25 protein-coding genes and 1 riboswitch are annotated in these 25,267 nt (G+C 68.7%); of the genes, 10 read left to right on the top strand and 15 right to left on the bottom strand.

Annotated elements, in window-relative coordinates:
• Positions 1–3: 3 nt before the first annotated feature.
• Positions 4–1,137, bottom strand: a complete 1,134-nt coding sequence (cobG, locus tag ACLIVD_RS19130; RefSeq protein WP_283332494.1) for a precorrin-3B synthase — start codon at positions 1,135–1,137, stop codon at positions 4–6.
• Positions 1,138–1,143: 6 nt separating this feature from the next.
• A riboswitch (cobalamin riboswitch) is annotated at positions 1,144–1,286 on the top strand.
• A gap of 56 nt (positions 1,287–1,342) precedes the next feature.
• On the opposite strand from cobG, the gene cobN reads away from it, so the two are divergent.
• The 3 genes from cobN (at position 1,343) to ACLIVD_RS19115 (ending at position 6,163) form a co-directional block, all read left to right on the top strand.
• The gene (gene cobN / locus ACLIVD_RS19125; RefSeq protein WP_283352778.1) at positions 1,343–4,945 is read left to right on the top strand and encodes a cobaltochelatase subunit CobN; all 3,603 of its coding nucleotides are present in this window, start codon (positions 1,343–1,345) and stop codon (positions 4,943–4,945) included.
• A gap of 32 nt (positions 4,946–4,977) precedes the next feature.
• On the top strand, positions 4,978–5,373 hold the full coding sequence (locus ACLIVD_RS19120; protein ID WP_283332492.1) for a PPOX class F420-dependent oxidoreductase: 396 nt from the start codon (positions 4,978–4,980) through the stop codon (positions 5,371–5,373).
• A gap of 136 nt (positions 5,374–5,509) precedes the next feature.
• Positions 5,510–6,163, top strand: coding sequence for a dihydrofolate reductase family protein (locus ACLIVD_RS19115; RefSeq protein WP_283332491.1), 654 nt, complete (start codon positions 5,510–5,512; stop codon positions 6,161–6,163).
• Between the two features lie 57 nt (positions 6,164–6,220).
• Here the strand turns inward: ACLIVD_RS19115 and ACLIVD_RS19110 are convergent, their stop codons facing one another.
• The gene (locus tag ACLIVD_RS19110; RefSeq protein WP_283352780.1) at positions 6,221–6,805 is read right to left on the bottom strand and encodes a TetR/AcrR family transcriptional regulator; all 585 of its coding nucleotides are present in this window, start codon (positions 6,803–6,805) and stop codon (positions 6,221–6,223) included.
• Positions 6,806–6,884: 79 nt separating this feature from the next.
• Between ACLIVD_RS19110 and ACLIVD_RS19105 the strand changes: the two genes are divergently transcribed.
• The gene (locus tag ACLIVD_RS19105; protein ID WP_491930434.1) at positions 6,885–8,069 is read left to right on the top strand and encodes a DUF418 domain-containing protein; all 1,185 of its coding nucleotides are present in this window, start codon (positions 6,885–6,887) and stop codon (positions 8,067–8,069) included.
• Here the strand turns inward: ACLIVD_RS19105 and ACLIVD_RS19100 are convergent.
• From ACLIVD_RS19100 to ACLIVD_RS19080, 5 genes are all read right to left on the bottom strand, one after another.
• Positions 8,038–8,385 (bottom strand): ANTAR domain-containing protein, encoded by a 348-nt coding sequence (locus ACLIVD_RS19100; RefSeq protein WP_280784451.1) that lies wholly within the window; start codon positions 8,383–8,385, stop codon positions 8,038–8,040. The two genes, ACLIVD_RS19105 and ACLIVD_RS19100, sit on opposite strands and share 32 nt — an antisense overlap.
• Positions 8,382–8,588, bottom strand: coding sequence for a hypothetical protein (locus tag ACLIVD_RS19095; RefSeq protein WP_280784450.1), 207 nt, complete (start codon positions 8,586–8,588; stop codon positions 8,382–8,384). Before ACLIVD_RS19095 ends, ACLIVD_RS19100 begins: the two co-directional genes overlap by 4 nt.
• Positions 8,589–8,806: 218 nt before the next feature.
• Complete coding sequence (locus tag ACLIVD_RS19090) at positions 8,807–10,168, bottom strand: metallopeptidase TldD-related protein (protein WP_491930433.1); 1,362 nt, start codon at positions 10,166–10,168, stop codon at positions 8,807–8,809.
• Positions 10,165–11,685 (bottom strand): TldD/PmbA family protein, encoded by a 1,521-nt coding sequence (locus ACLIVD_RS19085; RefSeq protein WP_283352782.1) that lies wholly within the window; start codon positions 11,683–11,685, stop codon positions 10,165–10,167. Before ACLIVD_RS19085 ends, ACLIVD_RS19090 begins: the two co-directional genes overlap by 4 nt.
• Before the next feature lie 22 nt (positions 11,686–11,707).
• Positions 11,708–12,475 carry a TSUP family transporter gene (locus ACLIVD_RS19080; RefSeq protein WP_011593477.1) on the bottom strand — a complete coding sequence of 256 codons (768 nt, stop codon included), beginning with the start codon at positions 12,473–12,475 and terminating at the stop codon, positions 11,708–11,710.
• Between the two features lie 46 nt (positions 12,476–12,521).
• Between ACLIVD_RS19080 and ACLIVD_RS19075 the strand changes: the two genes are divergently transcribed.
• The gene (locus tag ACLIVD_RS19075) at positions 12,522–13,685 is read left to right on the top strand and encodes a sensor histidine kinase (RefSeq protein WP_491930432.1); all 1,164 of its coding nucleotides are present in this window, start codon (positions 12,522–12,524) and stop codon (positions 13,683–13,685) included.
• Positions 13,686–13,695: 10 nt separating this feature from the next.
• Here ACLIVD_RS19075 and ACLIVD_RS19070 read toward each other — a convergent pair whose 3' ends face one another.
• The 3 genes from ACLIVD_RS19070 to ACLIVD_RS19060 all read right to left on the bottom strand — a co-directional run bounded on the left by ACLIVD_RS19070 (position 13,696) and on the right by ACLIVD_RS19060 (position 17,463).
• Positions 13,696–14,100, bottom strand: coding sequence for an Rv0313 family protein (locus tag ACLIVD_RS19070; protein ID WP_005246369.1), 405 nt, complete (start codon positions 14,098–14,100; stop codon positions 13,696–13,698).
• A gap of 117 nt (positions 14,101–14,217) precedes the next feature.
• Positions 14,218–15,873, bottom strand: a complete 1,656-nt coding sequence (locus tag ACLIVD_RS19065) for an amidohydrolase (protein WP_280784446.1) — start codon at positions 15,871–15,873, stop codon at positions 14,218–14,220.
• Positions 15,874–15,933: 60 nt separating this feature from the next.
• Entirely contained in the window at positions 15,934–17,463 is a 1,530-nt protein-coding gene (locus ACLIVD_RS19060; RefSeq protein ID WP_491930430.1) for an APC family permease, read from the bottom strand.
• 169 nt (positions 17,464–17,632) lie between these two features.
• On the opposite strand from ACLIVD_RS19060, the gene ACLIVD_RS19055 reads away from it, so the two are divergent.
• The 3 genes from ACLIVD_RS19055 to ACLIVD_RS19045 are packed head-to-tail and all read left to right on the top strand — an operon-like array spanning position 17,633 to position 19,809.
• Positions 17,633–18,361 (top strand): TetR/AcrR family transcriptional regulator, encoded by a 729-nt coding sequence (locus ACLIVD_RS19055; protein WP_283332487.1) that lies wholly within the window; start codon positions 17,633–17,635, stop codon positions 18,359–18,361.
• 40 nt (positions 18,362–18,401) lie between these two features.
• Entirely contained in the window at positions 18,402–19,163 is a 762-nt protein-coding gene (locus ACLIVD_RS19050; RefSeq protein ID WP_491930429.1) for an FAD-binding protein, read from the top strand.
• Positions 19,081–19,809 (top strand): hypothetical protein, encoded by a 729-nt coding sequence (locus tag ACLIVD_RS19045; protein ID WP_491932898.1) that lies wholly within the window; start codon positions 19,081–19,083, stop codon positions 19,807–19,809. Before ACLIVD_RS19050 ends, ACLIVD_RS19045 begins: the two co-directional genes overlap by 83 nt.
• On the opposite strand, the gene ACLIVD_RS19040 is transcribed toward ACLIVD_RS19045, so the two are convergent.
• The 4 genes from ACLIVD_RS19040 to ACLIVD_RS19025 all read right to left on the bottom strand — a co-directional run bounded on the left by ACLIVD_RS19040 (position 19,781) and on the right by ACLIVD_RS19025 (position 23,080).
• On the bottom strand, positions 19,781–21,340 hold the full coding sequence (locus tag ACLIVD_RS19040) for a glycosyltransferase family protein (protein ID WP_491930428.1): 1,560 nt from the start codon (positions 21,338–21,340) through the stop codon (positions 19,781–19,783). The two genes, ACLIVD_RS19045 and ACLIVD_RS19040, sit on opposite strands and share 29 nt — an antisense overlap.
• A 236-nt stretch (positions 21,341–21,576) precedes the next feature.
• The gene (locus ACLIVD_RS19035) at positions 21,577–22,233 is read right to left on the bottom strand and encodes a PAS and ANTAR domain-containing protein (protein ID WP_283332484.1); all 657 of its coding nucleotides are present in this window, start codon (positions 22,231–22,233) and stop codon (positions 21,577–21,579) included.
• Between the two features lie 122 nt (positions 22,234–22,355).
• The gene (locus tag ACLIVD_RS19030) at positions 22,356–22,640 is read right to left on the bottom strand and encodes a YciI family protein (RefSeq protein WP_105417547.1); all 285 of its coding nucleotides are present in this window, start codon (positions 22,638–22,640) and stop codon (positions 22,356–22,358) included.
• An 11-nt stretch (positions 22,641–22,651) separates the two neighbouring features.
• Positions 22,652–23,080, bottom strand: coding sequence for a CBS domain-containing protein (locus ACLIVD_RS19025; RefSeq protein ID WP_009472696.1), 429 nt, complete (start codon positions 23,078–23,080; stop codon positions 22,652–22,654).
• A 165-nt stretch (positions 23,081–23,245) separates the two neighbouring features.
• Here ACLIVD_RS19025 and ACLIVD_RS19020 point away from each other — a divergent pair, with 165 nt between their 5' ends.
• Entirely contained in the window at positions 23,246–23,905 is a 660-nt protein-coding gene (locus ACLIVD_RS19020) for a response regulator (RefSeq protein ID WP_005260679.1), read from the top strand.
• Between the two features lie 27 nt (positions 23,906–23,932).
• On the opposite strand, the gene ACLIVD_RS19015 is transcribed toward ACLIVD_RS19020, so the two are convergent.
• On the bottom strand, positions 23,933–24,550 hold the full coding sequence (locus ACLIVD_RS19015; RefSeq protein ID WP_280784440.1) for a hypothetical protein: 618 nt from the start codon (positions 24,548–24,550) through the stop codon (positions 23,933–23,935).
• Positions 24,551–24,752: 202 nt separating this feature from the next.
• On the opposite strand from ACLIVD_RS19015, the gene ACLIVD_RS19010 reads away from it, so the two are divergent.
• Positions 24,753–25,259 carry an FxsA family protein gene (locus tag ACLIVD_RS19010; protein ID WP_283332483.1) on the top strand — a complete coding sequence of 169 codons (507 nt, stop codon included), beginning with the start codon at positions 24,753–24,755 and terminating at the stop codon, positions 25,257–25,259.
• The last annotated feature ends 8 nt before the right edge of the window (positions 25,260–25,267 follow it).

The raw sequence follows: 25,267 nt of genomic DNA, 5'->3' as shown, positions 1-25,267 counted from the left end.
CGGTCACGGCTCCTCCACCCGGTAACCCGTCTCCGTGGCGACGACGTCGGCGACCTCCCCCTTGGGTCGCCCGCAGCACCGCTCGCAGCCCGACCAGTGCTGCCTGCCCTCCACCGGGAGTTCACCGCGCGCGACGGCATCCCGCGCGTCGGACCGCACGTCGGCGAGCGCCTTCTCGCATCCGGGCTGCCCGGTGCAGGCACTGACGTTCAGCCAGGGGGAGTTCTCGTCGAAGATCAGGCCCATCGGGGCGAGGACCCGGACGACCTGCTCGGCGGACCACTCGTCGAGATCGCACAGCAGCACCGATTTCCACGGCGTGACGACCACCGGCTTCTCGACGGCGGCGAGGAACTCCGCCAGCCGGGCGTCGAGGATCCCGAACGCGAGACCGCCGCCGAGGGTCACGTTGCCGTCCGGTTGGTCCAGCCATCCGATCGGTGCCCGATGCTCGTCGAACCCGCTCACCGGGTCGGCGGTCGGTGCGAGCGTCAATGCCGACAGGGTCCGTTCGACCCCGTCGGCGATCTCGGACAGCCGCCAGTGCTGATCACGCAATTCCAGGAAGACGCGGGCGGCGTCGAGGAGCACCGCCACCGATTCCGTCGTCGTGATCCGGGCGCCGCTGTCGCGACCGGCGAGAACCAGGGCGACCTCCGTCTCGCTGACCGCATGGACGCCGAAATCGCCGCCGAGCGCCGACACGTCGCCGCGCCCATCGTCGAGAGTGAACAGGGTGCGGCCGGGGAGGTCCGCCAACGCGGAGTCCGCGCACAACGTCCGGTCGAGTTCGTCGACCAGATCCCGCAGATCCGCGAGACCACCGATCCGGCCGGTCAGCGGCGAGACGAGGATGTTGCGGACCCGCTCGTGCGTCTCCGACGGCAGGAGACCTGCGTCGGCGAGGCGCCGGGCGAACTCCCGCGGGTCGCGGACCGCCCGCAGTTGCGCGTTGCCGCGGGAGGTCAGTTCGATCTCGCCGTTCCCGAGGTCGCGGGCCGATTCCGCGAGGGTCTGCAGCTGGGTGGAGGTCAGCACACCTCCGGGAAGGCGCACGCGCGCGAGCGCGCCGTCCGCGGCCTGGTGGACCTGCAGCGCGCCGGGGCATGCATCGGGGCGGGAACGGGAGTCGACCATGGTCCCAGGTTACGTCCGGCCCCGGGTAGCATCTCCAGCACTTGCGACAGCAGGAGAGGAAGCCGGTGAAAATCCGGCGCGGTCGCGCCACTGTGAGCTCGCCGAAACCGGTGGGCGAGCCAGACCCTCACCTGCCGTCCTCCGACCTACGGTTCCGCACAGAACCACTGCCACGGGGCGCGACACCCCCAGGAAGGCTCCACACGTGATCCTGCTGCTCTCCACCTCCGACACCGACCTGCTCAGCGCACGCGCCAGCGGGGCGGACTACCGCTGGGCCAACCCGGCACGGCTGCTGGTCGAGGAGGATCTGCCGGGACTGCTCGACGGCGCCGACCTGGTCGTGGTGCGCATCCTCGGCGGCCGCCGGGCGTGGGAAGAGGGCCTCGACGCGGTCCTGGCCAGCGGACTGCCCGTGGTGGTCCTCGGCGGCGAGCACGCCCCGGACGCCGAGCTGATGGAGTGCTCGACGGTCACCGCCGGTGTGTCGGCGGAGGCGCACAACTATCTCGCCGAGGGCGGCGCCGACAACCTCGCCCAACTGCACCACTTCCTGTCGGACACCGTGCTGCTGACCGGTCACGGTTTCGAGGCGCCTATCCACCTGCCGAGCTGGGGCGTCGCGCCGTTCGCTCCCGCTGCGAACCCGGACAGCCCCACGATCGCCGTTCTCTACTACCGCGCCCAGCACCTGGCCGGGAACACCCGCTACATCGAGGCGCTGTGCGACGCCGTCGACGCGGCGGGCGGCACCCCGCTGCCGATCTTCTGCGCGTCGCTGCGCACCGCCGAACCGGAGTTGCTGAACACTTTGCGCCGGGCGGACGCGATGGTGGTCACCGTGCTCGCCGCCGGCGGCACCAAGCCGGCCGGGGTCTCGGCAGGTGGCGACGACGAGGCGTGGGACGTCGCCGCGCTGGCCGCGCTGGACGTGCCGATCCTGCAGGGTCTGTGCCTGACCAGCAGCCGTGAGTCGTGGGAGTCCAACGACGACGGATTGTCGCCGCTCGACGTCGCCACCCAGGTCGCGGTCCCCGAGTTCGACGGTCGGCTGATCACGGTGCCGTTCTCGTTCAAGGAGATCGACGCCGACGGTCTCTCCACCTACGTTCCGGACGCCGAGCGCGCCTCCCGGGTGGCGGGCATCGCCGTCCGGCACGCCCGACTCCGGCACATCCCCGCATCCGACCGCCGGATCGCTCTGATGCTGTCGGCGTACCCGACGAAGCACGCCCGCATCGGCAACGCCGTCGGTCTCGACACCCCGGCCAGTGCGATCCGGTTGCTCACCGAGATGCGGACCGCCGGATACGACCTCGGCCCGGCGGACGGGCCGGATTCCGTGCCGGGTCTCGCCGCCCAGGACGGCGACGCGCTGATCCATGCCCTCATCGCCGCCGGCGGACAGGACCCGGACTGGCTGACCGCGGAGCAGCTCGAGGGCAACCCGATCCGGATCTCCGCCGCCCGCTACCGCGAGTGGTTCTCGGCGCTGCCCGCGGAACTGCGCGAGGGCGTCGAGGAGCACTGGGGACCGGCGCCGGGCGAACTGTACGTCGACCGCTCGCAGGATCCTGCCGGTGAAATCGTGATCGCCGCAATGCAGTTCGGGAATCTCGTGCTGATGGTGCAGCCGCCGCGCGGGTTCGGGGAGAAGCCGGTCGCGATCTACCACGATCCGGACCTGCCACCGAGCCACCACTACCTCGCCGCCTACCGGTGGATCGCCGCGGACGCCGCCGCCGGCGGTTTCGGCGCCGACGCAGTCGTCCACCTCGGCAAGCACGGAAACCTCGAATGGCTGCCCGGCAAGACGCTCGGCATGTCCGCGTCGTGCGGCACCGACGCCGCGCTGGGCGACCTGCCGCTGATCTACCCGTTCCTGGTCAACGATCCGGGCGAGGGCACGCAGGCCAAGCGCCGCGCCCATGCGACGCTCGTCGATCACCTGATCCCGCCGATGGCCCGCGCCGAGAGCTACGGCGACATCTCACGACTCGAGCAGCTCCTCGACGAGCACTCGAACATCTCCGCGCTCGACCCGTCCAAGCTGCCTGCCATTCGCCAGCAGATCTGGACGCTGATGCGTGCCGCCAAGATGGATCACGACCTCGGACTCGAGGAGCGGCCCGACGAGGACGTGTTCGACGACATGCTGCTGCACGTCGACGGCTGGCTGTGCGAGATCAAGGACGTCCAGATCCGTGACGGCCTCCACATCCTCGGTGCGGCCCCCCGCGACGACGCCGAGGTCGAACTGGTGCTCGCGATGCTGCGCGCCCGGCAGATGTGGGGCGGCGAGCAGAACGTTCCCGGACTCCGGGAGGCGCTCGGCCTCAGCGAGGACGGCGACGAATCCCGCACCCGCGTAGACGACATCGAGCAGCAGGCGCACGCACTGGTGCAGGGGATGCACGACGCCGATTGGGAACCTGAGGCCGCCGACACCCTCACCGACGATGTCACCGTCGCGAAGATCCTGCGTTTCGCCGCCACCGAGGTGGTGCCCCGGCTTCGCGAGACCGACAACGAGATCGCCCAGGTGCTGCACGCGCTCGACGGCGGATTCATCGCCGCCGGGCCGAGCGGTTCGCCGCTGCGCGGGCTGATCAACGTGCTCCCGACAGGCCGCAACTTCTACTCCGTCGACCCGAAGGCCGTGCCGTCCCGGCTCGCCTGGGAAACCGGCCAGGCGATGGCCGAATCGTTGCTGGACCGCTACAAGTCCGATCACGGTGAGTGGCCGCGCTCGGTGGGCCTGTCCGTGTGGGGCACGTCCGCGATGCGCACCTCCGGCGACGACATCGCGGAGGTCTTCGCGCTCCTCGGTGTGCGCCCGGTGTGGGACGAGGCGAGCCGCCGCGTGGTGAACCTCGAGGTGATCGACCTCGAGGAACTCGGCCGGCCGCGCATCGACGTCACGGTCCGGATCAGTGGCTTCTTCCGGGACGCGTTCCCGCACGTCCTGGCGTTGCTGGACGACGCCGTCCGGCTCGTCGCCGCGTTGGACGAACCGGCGGAGAGCAACTTCGTCCGCGCCCACGCGCAAGCGGATCTCGCCGAGCACGGCGACGAACGGCGCGCGACCACCCGCATCTTCGGGTCGAAGCCGGGCACCTACGGGGCCGGGCTGCTGCAGCTGATCGACTCCAAGAGCTGGCGCGGCGACGCCGACCTCGCCGACGTGTACACCACGTGGGGTGGTTTCGCATACGGCCGCGGACTCGACGGTGCGCCCGCCGCCGACGACATGCGGACCGCGTACCGTCGAATCACCGTGGCGGCCAAGAACACCGACACCCGCGAACACGACATCGCCGATGCCGACGACTACTTCCAGTACCACGGCGGAATGGTCGCGACCGTGCGGGCGCTCACCGGAAAGTCACCCGAGGCGTACATCGGCGACAGCACCCGTCCGGAGTCTGTGCGCACCCGAACCCTGTCGGAGGAGACGTCCCGAGTGTTCCGCGCCCGCGTCGTGAACCCGCGGTGGCTCGAGGCGATGCGCCGCCACGGCTACAAGGGTGCGTTCGAGATGGCGGCCACCGTCGACTACCTGTTCGGATACGACGCCACCACCAACGTCGTCGCCGACTGGATGTACGAGAAACTCGCCGAGTCGTACGTGCTCGACGACCAGAACCGCAAGTTCATGGAACAGTCCAACCCGTGGGCCCTGCACGGCATCGCCGAACGCCTGCTCGAGGCGGCCGAGCGGGACATGTGGGAGCACCCCGACCAGCAGACCCTCGACGGCCTGCGGCAGGTGTATCTCGAGACCGAAGGCGAACTCGAAGGGGACTGACCCACCGTCCGGGCTTCGCGGTTCGGTCTAGCATGGGGCCGGTGACCACAGAATTCGACCGGGTGTCGTCCGCGAAGTATGTCCTGCTCACCACGTTTCGGAAAGACGGCACTCCGGTGGCGACGCCGCTCTGGGCCGCCGCCGACGGTGAGCGTCTGCTGATGTGGACGGTCACCGACTCCTACAAGGTCAAACGGATCCGCCGCAACCCGGAGGTGACGGTGGCTGCGTGCGATGCTCGCGGCAAGCCGAAGGGGCCCGAGGTTCCCGCCCGCGCCGTCATCCTCGACGCCACCGACACCGATCACACGCGGGACGTGATCGCCCGCAAGTACGGCATCCTCGGCTGGCTCACGATGAAAGGCAGCCTCCTGCGCCGAGGAAAGACCGGCACCATCGGGCTCGCCGTCACGGCCGACGACCGGTAGGCAGGGGCCGCCATCGAACCGAGAACGTGATCCGAACGCGGCGTCGTCGAACAGTCGGTTGCCGAAACCGTCCAGGCGGCGGGCAACAATAGGTCTCGTGATCGGCTGAACGAGCCAACGAGTTACGGTCACGAGTATGCCGAGAGAGACGCGCGACTCGGAGGAGCGTCCCTATGTCGTCGCTCATGTTGCGGTCGCCCTGGACGGGGCCACGACGGGCTTCGAGCCGGATGTGGGCCGGTTCTACGAACTCGCGGCGACCTGGAGAGAAGACGTGACCCTGGTGGGGGCGGACACGATGCTGGCGCAGGAGCAGGCGTTGGCTGCCGCTCCCCGCCCCGGCCCGCTCGAGGGCGGGCCGCTGCTGGCCGTTGTCGACAGCCGGGGACGCGTCGACGACTGGGTGTGGGAGGCGCTGCGGGACGTCGGACACTGGTCGGAGGTGCTCGCTTTGCACGCCGAGGCCACCCCGCCTCGCGGAGGTGGCCGACCGGTGCAGGAGTTGGTGACAGGTACCGAGCGTGTGGATCTGGCTGCTGCTCTGGAGATCCTCGGCGGGCGCGCCGGCGGCGAGGTCGTGCGGGTGGACAGCGGGGGTGCGCTGATCGGCGTCCTGCTCGGCGCTGGGTTGCTGGATGAGGTGAGCCTGCTCGTCCACCCCCGGCTGCCTGGTGTGCGGACACATCGTCTGTGGCACGGATCGGCACCGGCAGCGATCCGGTTCGACCTCATCGCGAGCCGTGCCTTCGAAGACGGCCTCGTCTGGCTCCGCTACCGGCCCGCGCGATGAGGGGGCGGGTCGCCTCTTCGCGGAACGGGTATGTGGCACCGCATCTTCGGTGACCGGTCAGGCGAGTGTGCGGAGATGGTCGGCGATCATGCGCTGAGCGGTGTCCGGGGTGTCGGTGTCGCCGAGCAGAACGTGCATCGCGGCGCCGTCGACAAGTGCGTGCAGGCGCATCGCCTCGGTGTCGACGTCGATGTCCGGCGCGATCAGGCCCCGTTGAGCGAGGCCGGTCAGGATCGCGGCGCAGGCACCGCGGAGCTGCCGTTGGGCGTCGAGGGCGATCTCCTTCAGCAGGGGATGGGCGGGGCTTTCCGCGACCAGGGCCAGGTTCACTTCCATTTCGCAGCGTCGGCGGTCGTCGAGGGGGAGGACTTCGTCCAGCACCGCGAGAGCGCGCTGCCACGGGTCGGTGATCGAGGCGTGGGTCTGTGCTCGTTCGCGGACACGCGTTGCGACGAGCCGCATCGAATAGGCGAGGAGTTCGGCCTTGCTGGCGAACACGTGTCGGAGCGATCCGCTCGAGATTCCGGCCTCCGCGGCAACATCCCGGACGGACACGGCGCCGATGCCCTCGCGTTGGATCACCCGCCACACGGCCTCGGCGATCTCCTGCTGCCGTCGGTCGTGGTCGATGAGCTTCGGCACTCTGCCATGTTAACACGACCGTGTTAGCATGAGCGCTTGCTAGCACGATCGTACTAACAAGTACTGGAGGGCTGAAGGCATGACGTCGCTGTCGAGTTCCCACCGCTATGCCGCGCTCGACGTCATGCGCGGTGCGGCCATCCTGGGCACTCTCGCCACCAACATCTGGATCTTCACCAACGTCGGGGGTCTGGTGGGGTATATCAACGGCACCGGACGAGCCACCGGCGGATGGGCCCCGGTGCAGGCGGTACTGCAGCAGTTCGCGCAGGGCAAGTTCCTCGGCCTGCTCACCATCATGTTCGGCATCGGACTGGTCGTTCAGCAGCGCTCCGCGCAGCGACGGGGCCGGCGGTGGCCGGGCGGCTACCCGTGGCGTGCGGGGCTGCTGATGCTCGACGGAGCACTGCATTTTCTGCTGTTCACCGAGTTCGACGTCCTGATCGGATACGCCCCCACCGGATTGATCGTCGCCTTCATCCTGACCACAGGCATTCGCGCGCAACGCGTCTGGGTGGCGTGTGCCGTGACCGTCCACGCGGCGATGCTCGGCCTCGTCGTCGCGGCATTGTCCTCGGCGCCCGCGCGGGAGCCCCAGCCGCTGTCACCGAACCCCTATGCGGACGGCAGCTTCTGGGATCTCGTCGTCTTCCGCGCCGACCACGTGTTGCTGTTCCGACTCGAGGTGCTCTTCATCTTGCCGCTGTCGATCGCCCTGTTCCTCGTCGGCGCACACCTCTACGGTGCGCGCGTCCTCGACCCGGACCGCGGCGACTTGCGTCGGCGCCTGATGGTCGCGGGCCTGGCAATCGCACTTCCGCTGGACTTCGCGCTCGGATTGTTCGGCGGAGACGTAGGCCTGATCCTCGGCAGGTACGGGACCGCTCCGGTGGTGGCGTTGGGGCTACTCGCCGCGATCGCGCACCGCTACGCCGACGGACGCGAACCCGGCCCGGCCGGTCGGGCGCTCTCGGGAGTCGGCCGCACTGCGCTCAGTTGCTATGTGCTGCAGAACATCCTGTGCTCGATCGTCTGCTACGGCTGGGGATTCGGCCTCGCGGCCCGGTTGAACGGCGCCACCGTCGTTCCGGCGACCATCGTGTTGTTCGGTGCCGTCTCGGCGACGCTGATCGTCGTGTCACGCCTGTGGTTGCGGCGGTTCGATCGGGGGCCACTCGAATGGCTCACACACCGGGGCTACCAGCGTCTCACCCGGGCGGACAGGAACGGTGTCACCGCGCCAGTAGCGTCGTCCATTCCTTGAACTCGAGGGCGTACGACGGTGCGGGCGTCGTCACGGAGGGGCACGGCTGTCGCCGAGTCGCCAACTCCACCAACGACTTCGCTGCCCGCATCACGCTGACGTGGTGATGCCGGGAGACGTCGAGCAATTCCTCGAATGCCTCGGCGTCGCCGTAACCGCGGGTGGCGATGAGGATGCCTTTCGCGGTGGCGAGAACCTCGCGTCCGTCGGGGTGACGGTGCGGAATCGGATGTGCGGGCGGTGCGGCCTCGAGTACGTCGTTCGACACGGTGATCTCCTGGGTTGTGGTGCTTCGCTGATGTCTGGGCGCGGTCATACCGCTGCCACCATCAGTGCCGTGGCGAGGGCGACGATCAGTCCTCCTGTCGCGGCGGCGAGAACTGAACCGGTGATGATGCCGATTCCGGTGGCGCAGACGAGGCAGACGAACGTCGTCAGTGCCACGTCGGCGAGAGCGAACCGTCTCGTGACCTTGGTGTGGTCGTGGAGCAGTTCGCGGGTGGTGGTATCGGAGTGCATGAAACCTCCTGGTCAGACGGGCAAGGGACGTACTCGGCGCATGCGCCGGCCACGCGGCGCTACGGTGAGTTTCGGCCCCGTTCTCTGGAGACCTGAATATGACATGCGCGGCGAAACTGCTCTGGAGTGAGCAATCTCATATGCGCGATGTCTGCAGCATTTATAACGGAAACAGTACGGGCTGTCACCTAGACGAGCGTCCGCATAGGATCCGCGACTCAGAGCGCCTTGCTGACCGACGACATGTGGAAGTCCGGGACACGCAACGGCGGCATCGCGGTTCGGGTGAACCAGTCCTTCCATTCCCGGGGCAGCGTCCGCTCGGTGGCTCCGCCCTGGGTGACCCTCCGCAGCAGGTCGAGGGGGCTCTCGTTGAACCGGAAGTTGTTCACGGCGCCCGTGACCTTCCCGTTCTCGACGAGGTAGACACCGTCCCGCGTCAGTCCCGTGAGCAGCAGGGTGGCGGGGTCGACCTCCCGGATGTACCAGAGGGTGGTCAGCAGCAGCCCGCGTTCGGTCTCGGCCACCATCTGATCGAGTGACACCGAGCCGCCGGCGTCGAGGATCAGGTTGTCGCCGGGCACGGTCACGTCGGCGCCGAATTCCTTCGCCGCCGCCCGCGGGTACGCGAGCGCATTGACGGTGCCGTCACGGATCCAGTCGACCCGGCCCGCGTCCATCCCGTTGTCGAAGATGGACACCGATTCGGACGACGACCCGGTGACGACGAACGGTGTGTATTCCACGCCGAGCGCGGCCGGATCGGAGTAGAGGGTGAGGGGCAGCGCACTCAGCTTCTCCCCGATGCGGGTGCCCCCGGGCGCCGACAGGGCGGAGTGCCCTTCTTCCGCGGCCCGGCCCTCCATGGTCCACATGAGGTAGATCATGAGGTCCGCGACCGCGGACGGCGGCAGGATCGTCTCGTAACGGCCGGCGGGCAACTCCACCCGGTTGCGGGCCCAGTCGAGGCGCGTCGACAGGTCCTGGAGCAACTTCACGCTGGCCACATCCGTGAAGTCCTTGGTGCTGGTGCCCACCCAGGCGCTGGCGTCGCCGCGTTTGCCGTTGATCTCGACCGACCCGGTCGGCTGGGCGAACCGGCGCCGGATCCCGGTCGACGTGCCCAGCCAGGTGGTGTGCAGCTGGTGGTGGGCGAAACCGTAGAGCTGGTCGCTGCCGTCGAAGCCCATGCTCAGATCCTGGGCGAGCTGTTCGAACGCGCCGATCTCGGTGCGCTCCGCCGAGTCGTCCCACCGCTCGTCGGTGTCGGTGCCGGTGAGCAGCGGCATCGCGTCCGATGCGGGTGTGGCTGCGCGGGCGGCGATTTCGGCCGAGCGGACCACGCCGTCGATGTCGGCGGCGTCGACGGAGGCGGACGTGACGATGCCGACCCTCGCGTCCTCGCCGGCCCGGACGATCGAGATGACGGTCCAGCTGCGCGACGTGGACACCCCGTTGGTGGTCATCGAGTTGCCTGCCCACCGCAGGGACGCCTCGCTGGCATCGGTGACGATCACGATGGTCTCGTCCACGGTGGCCCGGGCGAGGACCTGCTCCACGAGTTGCTGCGGTGCGATCATCGGCCGCCTTCCGTCCGAGTGTTCAGTACGTTGACGCCGCGGAAGAGTGCCGACGGGCAGCCGTGGCTGACGGCCGCGACCTGGCCGGGTTGCGCCTTGCCGCAGTTGAAGGCGCCGCCGAGCTGCCAGGTGGAGCGGCCGCCGACGGCCTCCATCGAACCCCAGAAGTCCGTGGTCGTCGCCTGGTACGCGACGTCGCGGAGTTGCCCGTCGAGCTTCCCGCCGCGGATGCGGTAGAACCGCTGACCGGTGAACTGGAAGTTGTAGCGCTGCATGTCGATCGACCAGGACTTGTCGCCGACGACGTAGATTCCGTCCTCCACACCGGAGATCAGGTCGTCGGTGCTGCGGTCGGTGTCGGGATCGGGCTGCAACGACACGTTGGCCATCCGCTGAATGGGGACGTGATGCGGCGAGTCGGCGTACGAGCAGCCGTTGGAACGCGCCAGCCCGAGCCGGGGCGCGAACGCCCGGTCCAGCTGGTAGCCGACGAGAATCCCGTCGGCCACCAGGTCCCAGGACTGGGTTTCGACGCCTTCGTCGTCGTAGCCGATCGTGGCGAGACCGTGCCGCTCGGTGCGGTCCGCGGTCACGTGCATGATCGGCGTCCCGTAGCGCAGCGTGCCGAGCTTGTCGGGGGTGGCGAACGACGTGCCGGCGTACGCGGCCTCGTAGCCGATGGCGCGGTCGTACTCGGTGGCGTGCCCGACGGATTCGTGGATCGTCAGCCACAGGTTCGTCGGGTCGATCACCAGGTCGGTGGGGCCGGGTACCACGGTGGGGGCCTTCACCTTCTCGGCCAGCAGGTCCGGGATCCGGGTGAGTTCGTCGGTCCAGTTCCACACCCCGTCGCCGGCGACGTACTCCCATCCGCGGCCGACAGGGGGAGCGAGGGTGCGCATCGTCTCGAAGACGCCGGCCGACTGGTCGACGGTGGTGGCTTCGAGTTGCGGATGCAGCCGCACCCGCTGCTGCACGATGGACGATCCGGCGAGATCGGCGTAGAACGTCTGCTCCTTCACCTGCAGGCATCCGGCGGTGACGTGGTCGACGCCGTCGGATCCGAGTAGCCTGCGGGAGTATTCACCGAGCAGCGAGATCTTGTCCGAGGCGGGAACTTCGAACGGATCGACGTCGTAATCGGACACCCAGTGGACATCCGTGTGCACCGGTTCGGCGGCGAGTTCGACGTGCTCCCGGTTCAGTCCACGCAACGCCCGGGCGACCGCGACGGCCTGTTCCGCGGTCGCGGCGGCGGTCGCCGGCGTCAGCTCGGCATGCGAGGCGAAACCCCAGGTGCCGTCGACGACGACACGCACCGCGAAGCCGAGTTCGCTGGTGTCCACCGCCGACTGCACCTCACCGTCGCGCAGCCGCAGCGACTGGCTGGTCAGCCGATGCACGCGCAGGTCGGCGTGCGACGCACCCGCCGCGCGGGCAGCGGCGAGTGCCGCGTCCGCCAGCGAACGCAGGGGGAGGGCAAGGAATTCCGGATCAACCTGTCGTGGAGCCGTCACCTGGACCACCGTAGTCGGTCGCTCAGCCGAATTGCTGCCAACCCAACCGGATCACCATCGCGATCACCACGATCAGCAGGGTGATCCGGACGAATCCGGCGCCCTTGCTCAAGGCCATTCGCGAACCGATGACCGCGCCGATCACGTTGCAGACAGCCATACCCAGACCGAGTGCCCACAGCACGTGGCCGGTGGCGGCGAAGAACACCAGCGCACCGAGATTCGATCCCAGATTGATCACCTTCGCCATCGCCGCGCTGCGCACGAACTCCGTGCCGAGGAACGTGGCGAAGCTGATGATGAGGAATGTTCCGGTGCCCGGCCCGAACAGGCCGTCGTAGAAACCGAGGAGCCCGGCAGACAGCAGGACGACTGCGACGACCTTCCGCCGTGTCGGCGGATCCTTCGCCAGCGTGGTCCCGAGCTGCGGACGGATCGTCACGAAGACGGCGACGCCGACGAGTACCGCCATGATGAGCGGGATGAAGACGTCCTTGTCGATGCGCGACACCGTTGCCGCGCCGAGCGCGGACGCCACCGCCGCGAGTAGGCCGGCGGGAACCAGCAGCCGCCAGTTCATGGGGATCCGGCGCGCGAACGTGACGACGGCGGCGGAGGTGCCGGTGAACGCGGTGAGCTTGTTGGTGGCCAGCGCCGCCTGCGGCGTCAGCTGCGGTGCGACGAGAAACAGTGCGGGAATGAGGATCAGTCCGCCGCCGCCGACGACGGCGTCCACCCACCCGGCGGCCGTCGCGGCGGTGAGAAGAAGCGCCCAGTCACCCACATTCATGGTGCAGACTCAACCACACCCACCCTGAGGTACTTACGCTGTGCACATGCGGAGGTTCAGTCTGTGGCTGCGAGGAAAGCCGACGGTTGCGGACTCGATGTTGGCGGCGATCCTGTTCACCCTCGAGGTGTTCGTGTTCACCGCGTCGGGAGACCGCTCGCCGTGGGTGCAGCTGGTCATGGGTTTCCTGCTGTGCCTGCCGATCGCGTGGCGTCGCAAGTACCCGCGGGCGGCGGCCGGTGCCGTTCTGGTGACGTCGATCACGATCACCTTCATCAGTTATTCGATCGGTGACCTCGACGCCGAACATCCCGGTCTGCTGGCCCTTGCCGTTGCCCTCTATACGCTCGTCGCCTACGTCGACCGCCGCACGGCCGCGGTGTACGCGGTGGGCCTCGCCGTCGATTCGGCCCTGTCGATCTGGTTGCTGGAACAGGAACTGGTGGCGGCCGGACTGTTTTTCGTCCTCGTCTTCGCGCTCTCCTGGATCACAGCGGAGTTCCTCGGCGCCCGCCGGGCCTACGACGAGGAGGTCGCCGCACGCCTCGTCGTCGCCGACTACGACCGGGATCGCCGCGCCGAGGACGCGGTGGCCGCCGAGCGGACCCGGATCGCCCGGGAACTGCACGACGTGGTCGCGCACGCCGTGAGCGTGATGATCGTGCAGGCCGACGGCGCGTCCTACGCCCTGAAGACCAACCCCGACATCGCGAAGCAGGCGCTCACCAACATCGCGAGCACCGGGCGGGAGGCCCTGGCGGAACTGCGGCGCACCGTCTCGCTGTTGCGCACCGAACCGGCGACCGACGACATGCCCCAGCACGGCACGGCCGGCCTCGCCCGAGTGGTCGACATGATGCGCAGCGCCGGCCTGCCCGTGGAACTCGAACTGACGGGGGAGCTGGACGACATCAGCCCCGCGGTCAGCCTCGGCGTCCACCGGCTGGTCCAGGAATCGCTGACGAATGTGCTGCGGCACGCCGGGGAACGTCCGCGCGCGAAAGTGCGGGTGCGGCGCCGCGAGACGGACGTGCTCGTCGAGATCACCGACAACGGCAACTCGTCCGGACAGTTCTCGCTCGGGTCGGGCAACGGGCTGCTCGGCATGCGAGAGCGGGTCGCCGTCCTGCACGGCACCCTCGAGGCGGGACGGCAGACCGACGGCAGTTGGCGGGTCACCGCGGAGTTGCCGCTCGAGCTGGAGGACTGAGCGGCCCCGGTCACTCCGTCTCCGGTGGCGCTGCTTCCTCCGGCTGGTCGAGGACGCTGACGGTGACGCCGTAGGGGAGGAACCGCACCGACCGGTGGGGATCCGTGTTGTGCTTGTGCGCGCGGAGCGCATCGAGTTCGGTGGCATACACCTGCTCGACACGTGCGACGCCCTCGTCGTCGAGCGTGTAGATCGCCCACACACCGTCACCGGTCTCGCCGGCGGTTTCCGGCTTCGACGCGCCGCGCGGCGAGCGGGCGAAGTCCGCGAACACGCCCGTCCACGGAATCTGAGAATCCGCCTGGTCCAGGAACCTGACGATCCGGTCCTTGACGCCCTGCAATTCCTCGCCGGCCTCACGGATCACGCGGTCGAGATCGTCGGGGTCGAACCCGAACGGCCTGTTGTCGCCCATCACTGTCTCCTGACTTCGGCGGGACATCTCCAGTGTGGCCGCGGATGCCGATCGGCGCCACGACGGTCCGCCGATCGGCATCCGCGGCCACCGAACAGGGCCTCCTCCCGCGGGACCTCAGGCGTCCGGTGCGGTGTAGACGCGATCACCGCCCACATAGGTCAGGACCGCCCGGCTCCCGCCGATCTCGTCGGCAGTTCCCGTGAACGGGTCCCGGTCGAGGACTACCAGGTCGGCGAGCTTGCCCACCTCGATGCTCCCCGTGTCGTCGAGGTGGTTCACGTACGCGGACCCGGCGGTGTAAGCGGTCAGTGCGGCCGTGAGGTCGATTCGTTGCTCCGGGAGGAACACCGGGCGGCCTTGCCCGTCCCGGCCCGGCAGCACGCGATTGACCGCGACGTGGATGCCGTGGATCGGGTCGGCGCTGCTGACCGGCCAGTCGCTGCCGGCCGCCAGCGTTGCGCCCGAGCGCAGCAGGGAACCGAAGGGGTACTGCCGGCGGGAGCGTTCGTCCCCGAGGAAGGGGATGGTGAGTTCGTCCATCTGCGGTTCGTGGGCTGCCCACAGCGGTTGCATGTTGGCCGTGACGCCGAGCGCGCGGAAGCGCGGGATGTCGTCCGGGTCCACGACCTGAAGGTGGGCGAGGTGCGGCCGGGTGTCGCGGAATCCGTTCGCCGTCCGAGCGGCGTCGACCGCGTCGAGCGCGTCGCGCACGGCCCGGTCGCCGAGCGCGTGGAAGTGCACCTGAAAGCCGAGGGCGTCGAGCTCGGTGACGTACCCGCGCAGCGCGTCCGGGTCGACGAAGCTGGTGCCGGAATGGGCTGTCGCGCAGCCGCATCCATCCAGATACGGGGAGATCATGGCCGCGGTGCGGGATTCGGCGACACCGTCGAGCATGATCTTCACGGTGTCGGCCCGCATCCTCCCGACGCGGAGACGGGAACGTCGCCGGAGCAGGTCGGGGATCTGCTCGGCGCCCCGATCGCGATCCCACCACAAGGCGCCCGCCACCCGCGCAGTGAGGGACCCGTCGCCGGCCGCGGTCAGGTAGGCGTCCGAGACGTCCGAGATCCCGGAGGTGTCGCCGAGTAGCGCGTCCTGCCAGGCGGTGATGCCGAGCGCATGCAGGTGCTGCTGGGCATGGAGCAGGGCCTTCAGTCGGTCGTCGGGCGTGTGCTGCGGGGTGTGGCAGCCGACCAACTCCATCGCAGACTCCTGGAGCATGCCGGTCGGCACGCCGTCGGCGTCGCGTTCGATACGTCCGCCGACGGGGTCGGGGGTGTCTCGGGTGATGCCCGCAATGTCCAGGGCTCTCGTGTTGGCCCAAGCCCCGTGGTGGTCGCGGTTGGGCAGAAACACCGGCCGATCCCGCACGACGGTGTCGAGGAGTTGCGCGGTGGGTGTCCCCCCGTCGAACGCCTCCATCGACCACCCGCCGCCGACGATCCACGGCAACTCCGGGTGTGCGTCGGCGTAGCTGCGGATGACGGCGAGGGTGGCGGCGGCATCGCTGACGCCGGTGAGGTTGCACCGGGCGTACTCGAGTCCGGCCACCACGGGATGGATGTGCGCGTCCTGGAAGCCGGGGAGCAGCAGCCTGCCGGTGAGGTCGACGACCTCGGTGCGGGTGCCGATCAACTCCCGGACCTCGTCGTGGCCGACAGCCGATATCCGGCCACGGGTGACCGCGACCGTCGTGGCGCGGCTGCGGGCCGGGTCCAGGGTGGCAATCGATCCGCCGGTGAAGACCAGATCTGCGGGTTCTGCTGACATCGAAAATCTCCTGTCGGGAAGTGATTTCGTCGGTGGTCGGATCAGGTCGCGTCGCGCTGATCAGGAACGGGTGGTCACGAGAACCTCGCTGGGTGCACCGAGCAGGTCGGCGGCGTCGGCATCTGTTCCGCGTCCGGTGACGAAGTAGGGCGACCGCCGGACCCACTTCGCGTGCGCGGCCACCACCAGCCCCGAGATCAGGATGAGGACCGGGAACAGCAGCTGAAACCAACCGTTGGTCGCGCTGAACTCGAGATGATCTGCCGAGGTGTAGAAGATCCAGCCCAGGTAACCGCCCAACGCCAGCAACACCAGGGCGCTGACGGCGGGAAACACGACCGCGCGCAGTCCCTCCCACGGACGTTCGCGCAGGAGTCCGCGGAACCGGACGGCGGCGGCGAGCGCCGTCAGGCCGTACCACAGGGCGACCACCAGACCGATCGAACTGATGCCCGCACCGAGAAGGTCGCTGAGCTTGGGGATGACCGTGGCCAGCAGTGCGACCACGGCGGAGATGCCGCCGAGCAGCACGGTTCCGGCCGCCGGGGTTCCATAGCGGGAATGGATGCGGTTCCACACCGGGCCGAGCGTGCGGTCCCGGCCCATCGCGAACAGTCCACGCGCGCTGGGTATCACGGTGGCCTGGAGCGAGGCGACGACGGAGAACATCAGCGCCACCACGGGGAGCGCGGCCAGCGGCTGACGGGCGAGTGCCTCGCCGAGGAACGCGAGCCCGACGGTCCCGTTGTCCGCCAGTTCCGTGGGGGTGAGGACGCGCTGGAAGGCCACCGCACCGAGCAGGAACAAGCCGAGGACCAGGAAGACGGTGATCACGCCGGCGCGGGACGCATCGCGCGGATCGCGCACCTCCTCGCTCACACTGAACGCCGCTTCGAAACCCCAGTAGAAGAAGACCGCGATCACCATGCCCTCGGCGAGCACGGCGAACGACGGAATCGCGAAGGGATTGAACCAGGACAGGGAGAACGGCTGGCTCCCGGCAAACAGTCCATACGTGCAGAAGCCGATCAACACGACGTACTCGAAGACGAGGAGATACTTCTGCAGCCGTGCCGCGACCGCGACGCCGCGGACGGCGGTGAAGGTCACCGCACCGAGGATCGTCAGCCCCAAGATCGTCGACTGCAGCGTGGAGTCGGGATCGAGAGCGAGCCCGCCGATGCCGTGCAGGCCGGCCATGCCGGCGAGTTGCAGGATCGCCGACCCGGCGATCGCGGTGGTGTAGGCCATGAACACGACCACGGCGACGATGGCCATCCACCCGGTGAGGAAACCCAGCCACGGACTGAGACTGCGGCCCACCCAGACGTAGCTGTTGCCGCAATTGGGTTCGACCCGGTTGAGCCGGGCGTATCCGCTGGCAATTCCCAGAATCGGGACGAACGCCAGTAACAGCACCACCGGCATCTGGAGACCGACCACGGCGGCGATGACCCCCAAACCGACACCGATGCTGGTCGTCGCCGCGGTACTCGAGGCGGCGATCGCAACTCCGTCCATGACGCCGAGGGATTTGCGGAGGGACGTCGCCCTCGGCGCGTCCGCCGCGCCGTTGTTCACTGCTGCCATGTGTGCGTCGCTTTCGCTGGAGGTGGAGAGGGACGAGAGGCCACGCGCCGGTCCGGTGTCTCGTGCCCGCGGCCTGGGGCTTCGCTCCCTGCCTGTGACATGCAACACCGTCGCCGTTTACACCGTCAACGGTGTTGGCATAAGCTTCGGCCGACGGAAGGATCCCGGAATGGCGAAGCAGGTGGTCTCGGACTCGGCCCGGAAGAGGCGCAGGCCGACGAAGCAGGGTGGAGTTCTCTCGGAGCAGCTGATCATGGAGACGGCACTGCGGTTGCTGCGGCACCACGGCAGCGCGGGCCTGTCCGTCCGCCGCCTCGGTGCTGCGCTCGGGGCAGACCCCAGCACCCTGTACCGGTACTTCCGCGGCATCGACGACCTCACGTTGGCGATCGCCGACGAGCTGATCGGCCGGTCGTTCCGCGGGTGGGAACCCACCGGAGACTGGTGGCGCGACTTGCACTCCCTCGGAATACGTTCGCATGCAGCGTATCTGGACCACCCCCAGGCGGCAGTCCTGTCGGCCAGCCGTGTCAGCGGTCGCACCTCGGAGAAAGCGGCCGTCGACACGATCCTCGGGATACTGCGCGAGGCGGGGTTCCCCGACGGCGCAGCGGTGCGCCTCTACCGTGCGTTCGTCGATCAGATGCTGGCGTTCGCCGCCCTCGACGGAGCCGAACTCGCACTGCCCGAGGACGTCCGTGAGTCCGACCGGCAACTGTGGCGATCGTCCTACGCGCAACTGCCGGCCGAGACGCACCCGCACATCGCCGCGACCGCGGGCCTGCTCGTCGACCTCTCCGACCGCAGCGCCTATCCCGACGCACTCGAACTGCTCCTCGACGGCGCGCGCGCACTGCTTCACCGACTCGACGCGAAGCGAGGATCGGCAACCTCGTGACCTGGCAGGCGGGTCGTAGAATCCATGGAAGGAGAACCCGATGGACCCGCACCTTCGCAACGCACGGACCACCGATCTGCCGCCGCCGGCGCTGGACGGCGAGCTGCGGTTCGATCAAGCGACGCGAGAACGGGCCGCCGACGATTTCGGGCACCTCGTGCACACGGAACCGGAGTCCGTCCTGCTACCGGGATCCACCGACGACGTCGCTGCGACGATCCGCTGGGCCGCGAAGCGGGGCCGCACGTTCGCCGCGCAGGGGCAGCGCCACTCGGTGTGGGGACGATCCGGAGCCCGGAACGGCATCGTGGCCGCCATGTCGACGCGGCACTCCGTCGGCCGGGCGGCGAGCGACCGGATCGTCGTCGGCGCGGGCGCGACGTGGCGCGAGGTGCTCGCCGCGACGCTGCCGCGGGGACAGACCCCGCCCGTGCTCACCGACTACCTCGACCTGTCGGTCGGCGGGACACTCGTCGTCGGGGGCGTGGGCGTCACGACCTCGCGGTACGGCGTCCAGAGCGACAACGTCATCTCGATGGACGTGGTGACCGGCACGGGGCAGACGATCACCTGTTCGGCACAGAGCCACTCGGACCTGTTCGACGCGGTGCGGGCAGGGCTCGGCCAGGTGGGCGGTGATCACCGAGGCGACGCTCGAACTCGTCGCGGCACCCGAGCAGGTGCGCAGGTTCGTGCTGGTCTACCCGAACCTGGCGGGGATGCTGAAGGACGCGCGCCTCCTGTCCGCGGGCGCCGGCTTCGACGCGGTGCAGGGCGCGATCCTGGCAGCACCGACCGGTGAGCTCTCGTTCCAGCTGGACGTGGCGAAGTTCTTCACCGGGAGCCCGCCGGACGACGACCTCCTGCTCGCCGGACTGTCCGACGACCCCGCCGGACGGATGCCCGGCACGATTGCGTACGTCGACTACCTCGAGCGGCTGGCCGGGCTGGAAGCGGCGTTGCGGGACAACGGCCAGTGGTTCCACCCGCACCCCTGGATCACCACCTTCATCGGAGACTCGCACGTCGAGTCGGTGGTCGACGACGAGCTGGGCAGGCTTGACCCTGCGACCGACCTCGGCAAGTTCGGTCAGATCGTGCTGTCGCCGATCCGCACCGGAGCGATCACCAGTCCACTGCTGCGGACACCCTCGGAGGGCCTGTGTTTCGCGTTCAACTTCGTCCGGGTGCCGACGACCGCCGACCTCGGCGACGCCAACAGGCTCGTGGACTCCAACAGGGCCGCGTACGACCGCGTCCGCAACGCCGGCGGCGCGCTCTACCCGGTGAGCGCGGTCCCCATGTCCCCCGAAGACTGGCGCCGGCATTTCGGGTCCGCGTTCCACCGCCTCGACGAGGCCAAACGGAGGTTCGACCCGGATCACGTCCTCACCCCCGGCTACGACGTGTTCGAGGGCGTCAGCCGCCGGCGAGCGGCACCAGGATGAAGTGACCGGCTCCGCGGGCAGCGGAGAAGACGTCCCAGGACATCGGACCGCCGGGACCACGGCCGTCCTCGTACCGGAGATCGAACGCGGGATTCACGGGTGCGAGCCGGTAGTCGAAGAAGGCGTAGTTGGCGCGCAGCAACGTTCGCGCCGGTTCCGTGGCCTCCGCGAGACGGGGCACCAACCGGTCCTCGACCACCAATCCGCGGTCGGAGAACTCGTCGACGATCACACACTCACAGAAGTAGGCGAGGGTCCCGATCTCACCGGGGGATCGCACCGGCGCCTCCCCGACGAGTGTCCCGACCGCCCGGCCGACCCGTTCGTAGTCCTGCGCGCTCGCCCAGTTACCGAAGATGGGGGGTGCCTCCCACGGGAGACCGCTCTCGACGTCGTAGTACACGGCGCCGACTCCCAGCACGGCGAGGAGGCCGGCCAAAGTGCCTGCGGCGGCGCGGTACGGGGTGCCGCGCGCGGCGCTCCAGTGGATGCCGGCGGCGAGGACGGCGAACATCGCCAGCGTGGTCGCCGGCGCCACGTAGTACCAGTGGTACGGCACGGTGTCGAGCACGACGTAGGCGACGTAGTAGAGGGCGCCGGACAAGCCGAGCGCGAGCAGCGGCACGGGGACGGGCACCGGTCGCTTCCAGGGTCTGGCGTACGAGGCGAGCGCGACGAGAATCAGCACGAGCGCGAGGACCGCGGGACCGAATGCCGCCACGGTCCGCCACGGGTTGGACTCGAAGTACATGATCGGGCCGGTGAGGTAGTTGTAGCCGCCCACGTCGGAGGCCTGGCCCTGCTTGATCAGGAAGGTGTCGGGCAGCGCCGAACCGAGGACGACCCAGCTGAACAGGTACCACGGCCCTGCGATCGCGGCGAAGCCGGCGAGGGCGCGCCGCAGTTGCGTGCGAATCGCCGGTGACAGGGCAGCGATGACCACGACGAAAACGAGCAGGTCCAGACGTACCAGCGCCGCCATCCCCGCGGCCGCACCGAACCAGGCGGCCCTGCCCTCGAGCGCGAACCACACCATCACCGCGACGGCCGCCGGGATCAGCAGCACCTCGAGCCCGACCGCGGACAACACGAACGGGTTGAACACCACCAGCGCGCCGGCGAGTACCGCCCACCCGGTCCCGATGCCGAGCCGCCGGCACATCCGCGCCAGTACCCAGCCCAACAGGGCGGTGACCGCGACGTTGAGCATTCCGAGTGCCAACAGGGGGTCGCCCGGGCCCCACAACCGGGTCAGGAACGTCAGTGCCCCGAGCGCGAGCACGTTGAGCGGGGACGTCGACGTGTTCGCGGTCAGGCCGTGGACGATCGCCCACTCCCCGTGGACGGCGAGGTTCCTGGCGGCCGACAAACTGATGTAGGCATCGTCCGTCAGGCTGCCGGAGACGATCCAGAACAACACGGCGGCCAACACCGCGCCGGACGCGGCGAGGATCATCGGCGCCCGGAACGGTCTCGGTACCGGTGGCGGGGCAGACCGCTCGAGCGGTTCGTTCAGCAATCCTGTGGACACCGCGACATCCTAGAGAGGGGAGCCGCGACTGCTGCTGGCAGCCGCCGAATTCGACGGCCGCACGGTCCCGGTCGCCGGAAAGGTCGTACCGCGCGCACGCGCTGGTGCCCGCCGACTGTTTAGTCATTCGACAAGGCGGGAAATCGACGCCCCAGGGTCGGAAGCGTCACCGGTGGCACCACCGGCCCAGGTTCCGCGGGTTGAGCCCCCAGGTCGCGGGACCGCCCCGGGCTTTTTTATCGGCTGCGCCGCTCGTGAGCGGTGAGCAGCAGAGCGTCGAAACGGTCGCGAAACGAAGTGGGCGCGCGGATGTCGTCGCCGAACGCGAGAACGAGTTGCTCGGCGATCACGCGGATCTTCGTGTTCGTCTCCTGTGACCGCCACGTCAGGAGGTCGAAGGCGGCGTCGGCGGAGAGGGAGTAGACGAGCATCAGCGCACCCTTGGCCTGTTCGATGATCGCCCGCGAACGGACGACGTCGGCCTCGTCGAGCAAGCGCGGGTTGTTCCAGACGTCGTCGGTCCTGTCCTGCCACACGAGCACGACGAAGCGGGTGTCCGCGGACGTGAACGTGGAGGCGAACCCGTGCGCCCACAGCCAGTTCCCGTTCCTGTGCCGGATGCGGGCATACCCGGCGTGGGCGGTGCCGGTGTCGAGGACACCTCGGACCAGGCCGAACCACCGCGGCGCATCCGACGGGTGCATCAATCCCGCGAGGTCCACACGATCGAATTCGTCCAATCGGTATCCGACGAAGTCGGCGAGGGCGGGGTTCGTCAACACCAGTTGCCGTCGGTCGTCATAGACGCTGACCGGGCGTGGAAGAGAGACCACCAGCGAGGTGAACGCGTCCTGGCCGAGGCTGTCGGCCGGTGCGAGGGGGAACCCGGGCATGCGTACTTCCTTCGATGTTTCGCCCCGACGACGACTGGTACAGCGATCATCGCGGCGTGCGCAGAACGATCCGCTAGAGGTATTCGGAGCCGAGCCCCGTTCGGCTGGGTGTGACGTGCGTCCTACTCGCTGAATTCGCCCATCGCGGGCGTCCATCCGCGGATCTGCACGTTCTGCACCAGATTCTCCTGGGCGAACGGATCCTGCGTGAAGAGGCGTGCGACGGCGTCCTCGTCCTCGGCGTCGACGATGAACAGCGCACCGTGGCCGTCGGCGAGGGGGCCGGTCGAGCGCATGACCTTGCGTCGGACCAGTTCGGTGAGCCACCCACGATGCTGTGTCCGGTGGTCGTCGCGGAGGGACGACGTCTCGGGGCTGTACGTGTATTCCACGACGAACAGGGCCATGAGGTTCTCGTTCAACCGTGGTCGATGTAGGACTCGAGCTGGTCGCGTTCGGTCTGCAACTCGCCGATCCGGCTCTTCACCACGTCGCCGATGCTGACGATGCCGACCAGCTGCCCGTCCACGATCACCGGCAGGTGCCGGATCCGGCGTTCGGTCATGGTTTCGGCGAGACTGTCCACGGTGTCGGTCGGGAGGCAGGCGAACACCGACGTCGTCATGATGTCCACGACCCGGGCATTCAGGATGTCTGGGCCGCGTTCGTGGATGCGGCGCACCACGTCGCGTTCGGTGACGATCCCGACGACGGCGTCGTTCTCCGTCACCACCAGGGCACCGACATTGTGCCTGGCGAGTTCGCCGATCAGCGTGCTGACCGGCATCTCCGGATCGACCGTCACCACGGCCGGACCCTTGTTCCGCAACACATCCGCGATTCGCATCTGGACACCCCGATCTGTGGGCACTCCGACTGGCCGCCGATTCGATCATAGGCAGACTTCGAGCGTATGCCAGCGCTTCTGCCGGTCTTGGTTTGGTTATCCAGTCGTGACCGCCGCGTACCGCGGGCCGGGCGCCCGCCCGGACCGCGGTGTTAGGTTGGCGCTGTGCCGATCACCGTGCTACTCGTCGACGACCAGGAACTGATGCGGATGGGCCTCAACATGGTGCTCGACGCTCAGGACGACATCACTGTCGTCGGGGAGGCGAGCGACGGCGCGGCCGCCGTCGCCGCGGTCCGCAAACTCGAACCCGATGTGGTGCTGATGGATGTCCGCATGCCGGTGGTGGACGGGGTCAGCGCGACCGCCCAGATCCTGGAGTCGGGGGTCGCGAGCCGCGTGCTGGTGATGACCACCTTCGACCTCGACGAGCACGCCATGGGTGCGTTGCGGGCCGGGGCCAGCGGCTTCCTGCTCAAGGACACCCCGTCGGAAGACCTGGTGTCGGCCATCCGCAGTGTGGCCGCGGGGGACGCAGTGGTGTCGCCGAAGGTGACCCGCCGGCTGCTGGCGAGGTTCCTCGACGACGGTCCGGGTCCGCTTCGTGACCCGGAGGTCCTCGACGTGCTGACCGAGCGTGAACGGGAAGTGCTGCAGCTGGTCGCCACCGGGTTGTCGAACACGGAGATCGCCGGTCAGCTGTTCCTCTCGGAGTCGACCATCAAATCGCACGTGGGCCGGATTCTGACCAAGTTGAACGTCCGCGACCGGGTCCAGGCAGTGGTGCTGGCCTACGAGACGGGCCTGGTGCGACCCGGCTCGTAGGCCGGCGGGTGGGGAAGCGTACTGCCGCTAGACGGTGAAGGTGCCGACGGTCGGGACCACGGTGCACGTGACGGAGTCGGCGTAGCCGACCGTGCCGAACATCGTCGCGAGGACGGTTCCCTTGCCGGTGTCGACGATCTTCGACAGCAGCGGGGTATTGATGATCGGCAGCTTGTCGTCGAGCGTGACGATCCCGCCCTGGAACGTCGTGAGGTTGATCCAGGCGACGCTGAGGTCGGACGTCTGCGGGATCGCGACGTAGGCGGGGATGGCCTGGAATCGGAGTTGGTTGGCGGTGATCTGGGGGAACAGGTTCGGTCCGCCCTGAGCGCTCGCCAGCGTGACCGTCGCGGGCTTGTCGGCGACGCCGCACCCGAGCGTGGGGGACGGGTACATGAAGTCCTGCGGTGTGGTGAGTCCGACCTCGAGCACGTCCTTCGGGATGAACACGCTGGCGCCGAGAAGGGCGTCCACGGCCGCGGTCGCGGCGGGGGAGACCTCGGTGGCCAGCGCCTGCAGTTCGGCGGCACCCTTCGCGAAGTCGGCGACCGGTGCTGCCGATGCCGGTCCCGAAGACAGCATGCCGAAGGCGGCTGCGGACGCGAGAACGATTGCGGCTCGGCGGAAGACGGTGGAACGAGTCATATCGGCTCCTCGTTGTGCGCGGGGTCGGAAGACCCCCATCGCAGTGAACTGCATCATGCCCAGACTCTCAATGTCAACTTGAGGTTTAGCATTGTGAGCGCTTCGATATCTGCGGCCGGGAGAAAATCGGCGCCGTCGAACGTTGAACGATCAGACGGTTGACCCAGACCCTCGATGACCCGGCCGTCCGAAAGGGGGCGTCATGTACGCCGCACTGTTCCTGTTGTACGTAGTGGTGGAGATCGCCGCGCTCGTCCTGGTCGGTCACGCGATCGGCGTGCTGTGGACCGTGCTCCTCCTGCTCGGTGGAACGCTGATCGGACTGCTGCTGATGCGGTCGCAGTGGCGTCGTGTGATGGACGGCCTGCGCCGGGCGGCGAGCGGCGACGGCTCTCCTGGTTCGGCGGTCGCGGACGGCGCACTCGTCGCACTGGGCTCCGCGCTGATGTTCGTCCCTGGCCTGGTCACCTCGGTGCTCGGGCTGCTCTTCCTCGTTCCCCCCACCCGATGGGCACTTCGGCCCGTCGTGGTCCTGCTGGCAGGCAGGCGTGCGGCCACCGTCGCGGCCGGGGCGGAAGCGTTCGCACGGGCACCCCGGCGGGGTGGCGGCGAAGTGATCGAAGGGGAGGTGGTCGACGAGGTCTTCGAGGGCGTAGTGATCGACGAGGAGCCCCGAACCCCGACCCGTGATCCCCGCGTTCTGCCCTAACAGGCAGA

The sequence above is a fragment of the Rhodococcus sp. G6(2025) genome (genome assembly GCF_058628105.1).
The sequence above is the reverse complement of the archived record's forward strand: the minus strand, read 5'-3'. Positions and strand labels throughout refer to the sequence as shown.

Bases quoted from the DNA above. Each gene is read 5' to 3' on its own strand.
- cobG (WP_283332494.1), bottom strand. From the start codon at position 1,137: ATGGTCGACTCCCGTTCCCGCCCCGATGCATGCCCCGGCGCGCTGCAG.
- ACLIVD_RS19120 (WP_283332492.1), top strand. From the start codon at position 4,978: ATGGGGCCGGTGACCACAGAATTCGACCGGGTGTCGTCCGCGAAGTAT.
- ACLIVD_RS19115 (WP_283332491.1), top strand. From the start codon at position 5,510: ATGCCGAGAGAGACGCGCGACTCGGAGGAGCGTCCCTATGTCGTCGCT.
- ACLIVD_RS19105 (WP_491930434.1), top strand. From the start codon at position 6,885: ATGACGTCGCTGTCGAGTTCCCACCGCTATGCCGCGCTCGACGTCATG.
- ACLIVD_RS19100 (WP_280784451.1), bottom strand. From the start codon at position 8,385: ATGACCGCGCCCAGACATCAGCGAAGCACCACAACCCAGGAGATCACC.
- ACLIVD_RS19095 (WP_280784450.1), bottom strand. From the start codon at position 8,588: ATGCACTCCGATACCACCACCCGCGAACTGCTCCACGACCACACCAAG.
- ACLIVD_RS19090 (WP_491930433.1), bottom strand. From the start codon at position 10,168: ATGATCGCACCGCAGCAACTCGTGGAGCAGGTCCTCGCCCGGGCCACC.
- ACLIVD_RS19080 (WP_011593477.1), bottom strand. From the start codon at position 12,475: ATGAATGTGGGTGACTGGGCGCTTCTTCTCACCGCCGCGACGGCCGCC.
- ACLIVD_RS19075 (WP_491930432.1), top strand. From the start codon at position 12,522: ATGCGGAGGTTCAGTCTGTGGCTGCGAGGAAAGCCGACGGTTGCGGAC.
- ACLIVD_RS19070 (WP_005246369.1), bottom strand. From the start codon at position 14,100: ATGGGCGACAACAGGCCGTTCGGGTTCGACCCCGACGATCTCGACCGC.
- ACLIVD_RS19065 (WP_280784446.1), bottom strand. From the start codon at position 15,873: ATGTCAGCAGAACCCGCAGATCTGGTCTTCACCGGCGGATCGATTGCC.
- ACLIVD_RS19060 (WP_491930430.1), bottom strand. From the start codon at position 17,463: ATGGCAGCAGTGAACAACGGCGCGGCGGACGCGCCGAGGGCGACGTCC.
- ACLIVD_RS19055 (WP_283332487.1), top strand. From the start codon at position 17,633: ATGGCGAAGCAGGTGGTCTCGGACTCGGCCCGGAAGAGGCGCAGGCCG.
- ACLIVD_RS19050 (WP_491930429.1), top strand. From the start codon at position 18,402: ATGGACCCGCACCTTCGCAACGCACGGACCACCGATCTGCCGCCGCCG.
- ACLIVD_RS19045 (WP_491932898.1), top strand. From the start codon at position 19,081: ATGCTGAAGGACGCGCGCCTCCTGTCCGCGGGCGCCGGCTTCGACGCG.
- ACLIVD_RS19035 (WP_283332484.1), bottom strand. From the start codon at position 22,233: ATGCCCGGGTTCCCCCTCGCACCGGCCGACAGCCTCGGCCAGGACGCG.
- ACLIVD_RS19030 (WP_105417547.1), bottom strand. From the start codon at position 22,640: ATGGCCCTGTTCGTCGTGGAATACACGTACAGCCCCGAGACGTCGTCC.
- ACLIVD_RS19025 (WP_009472696.1), bottom strand. From the start codon at position 23,080: ATGCGAATCGCGGATGTGTTGCGGAACAAGGGTCCGGCCGTGGTGACG.
- ACLIVD_RS19015 (WP_280784440.1), bottom strand. From the start codon at position 24,550: ATGACTCGTTCCACCGTCTTCCGCCGAGCCGCAATCGTTCTCGCGTCC.
- ACLIVD_RS19010 (WP_283332483.1), top strand. From the start codon at position 24,753: ATGTACGCCGCACTGTTCCTGTTGTACGTAGTGGTGGAGATCGCCGCG.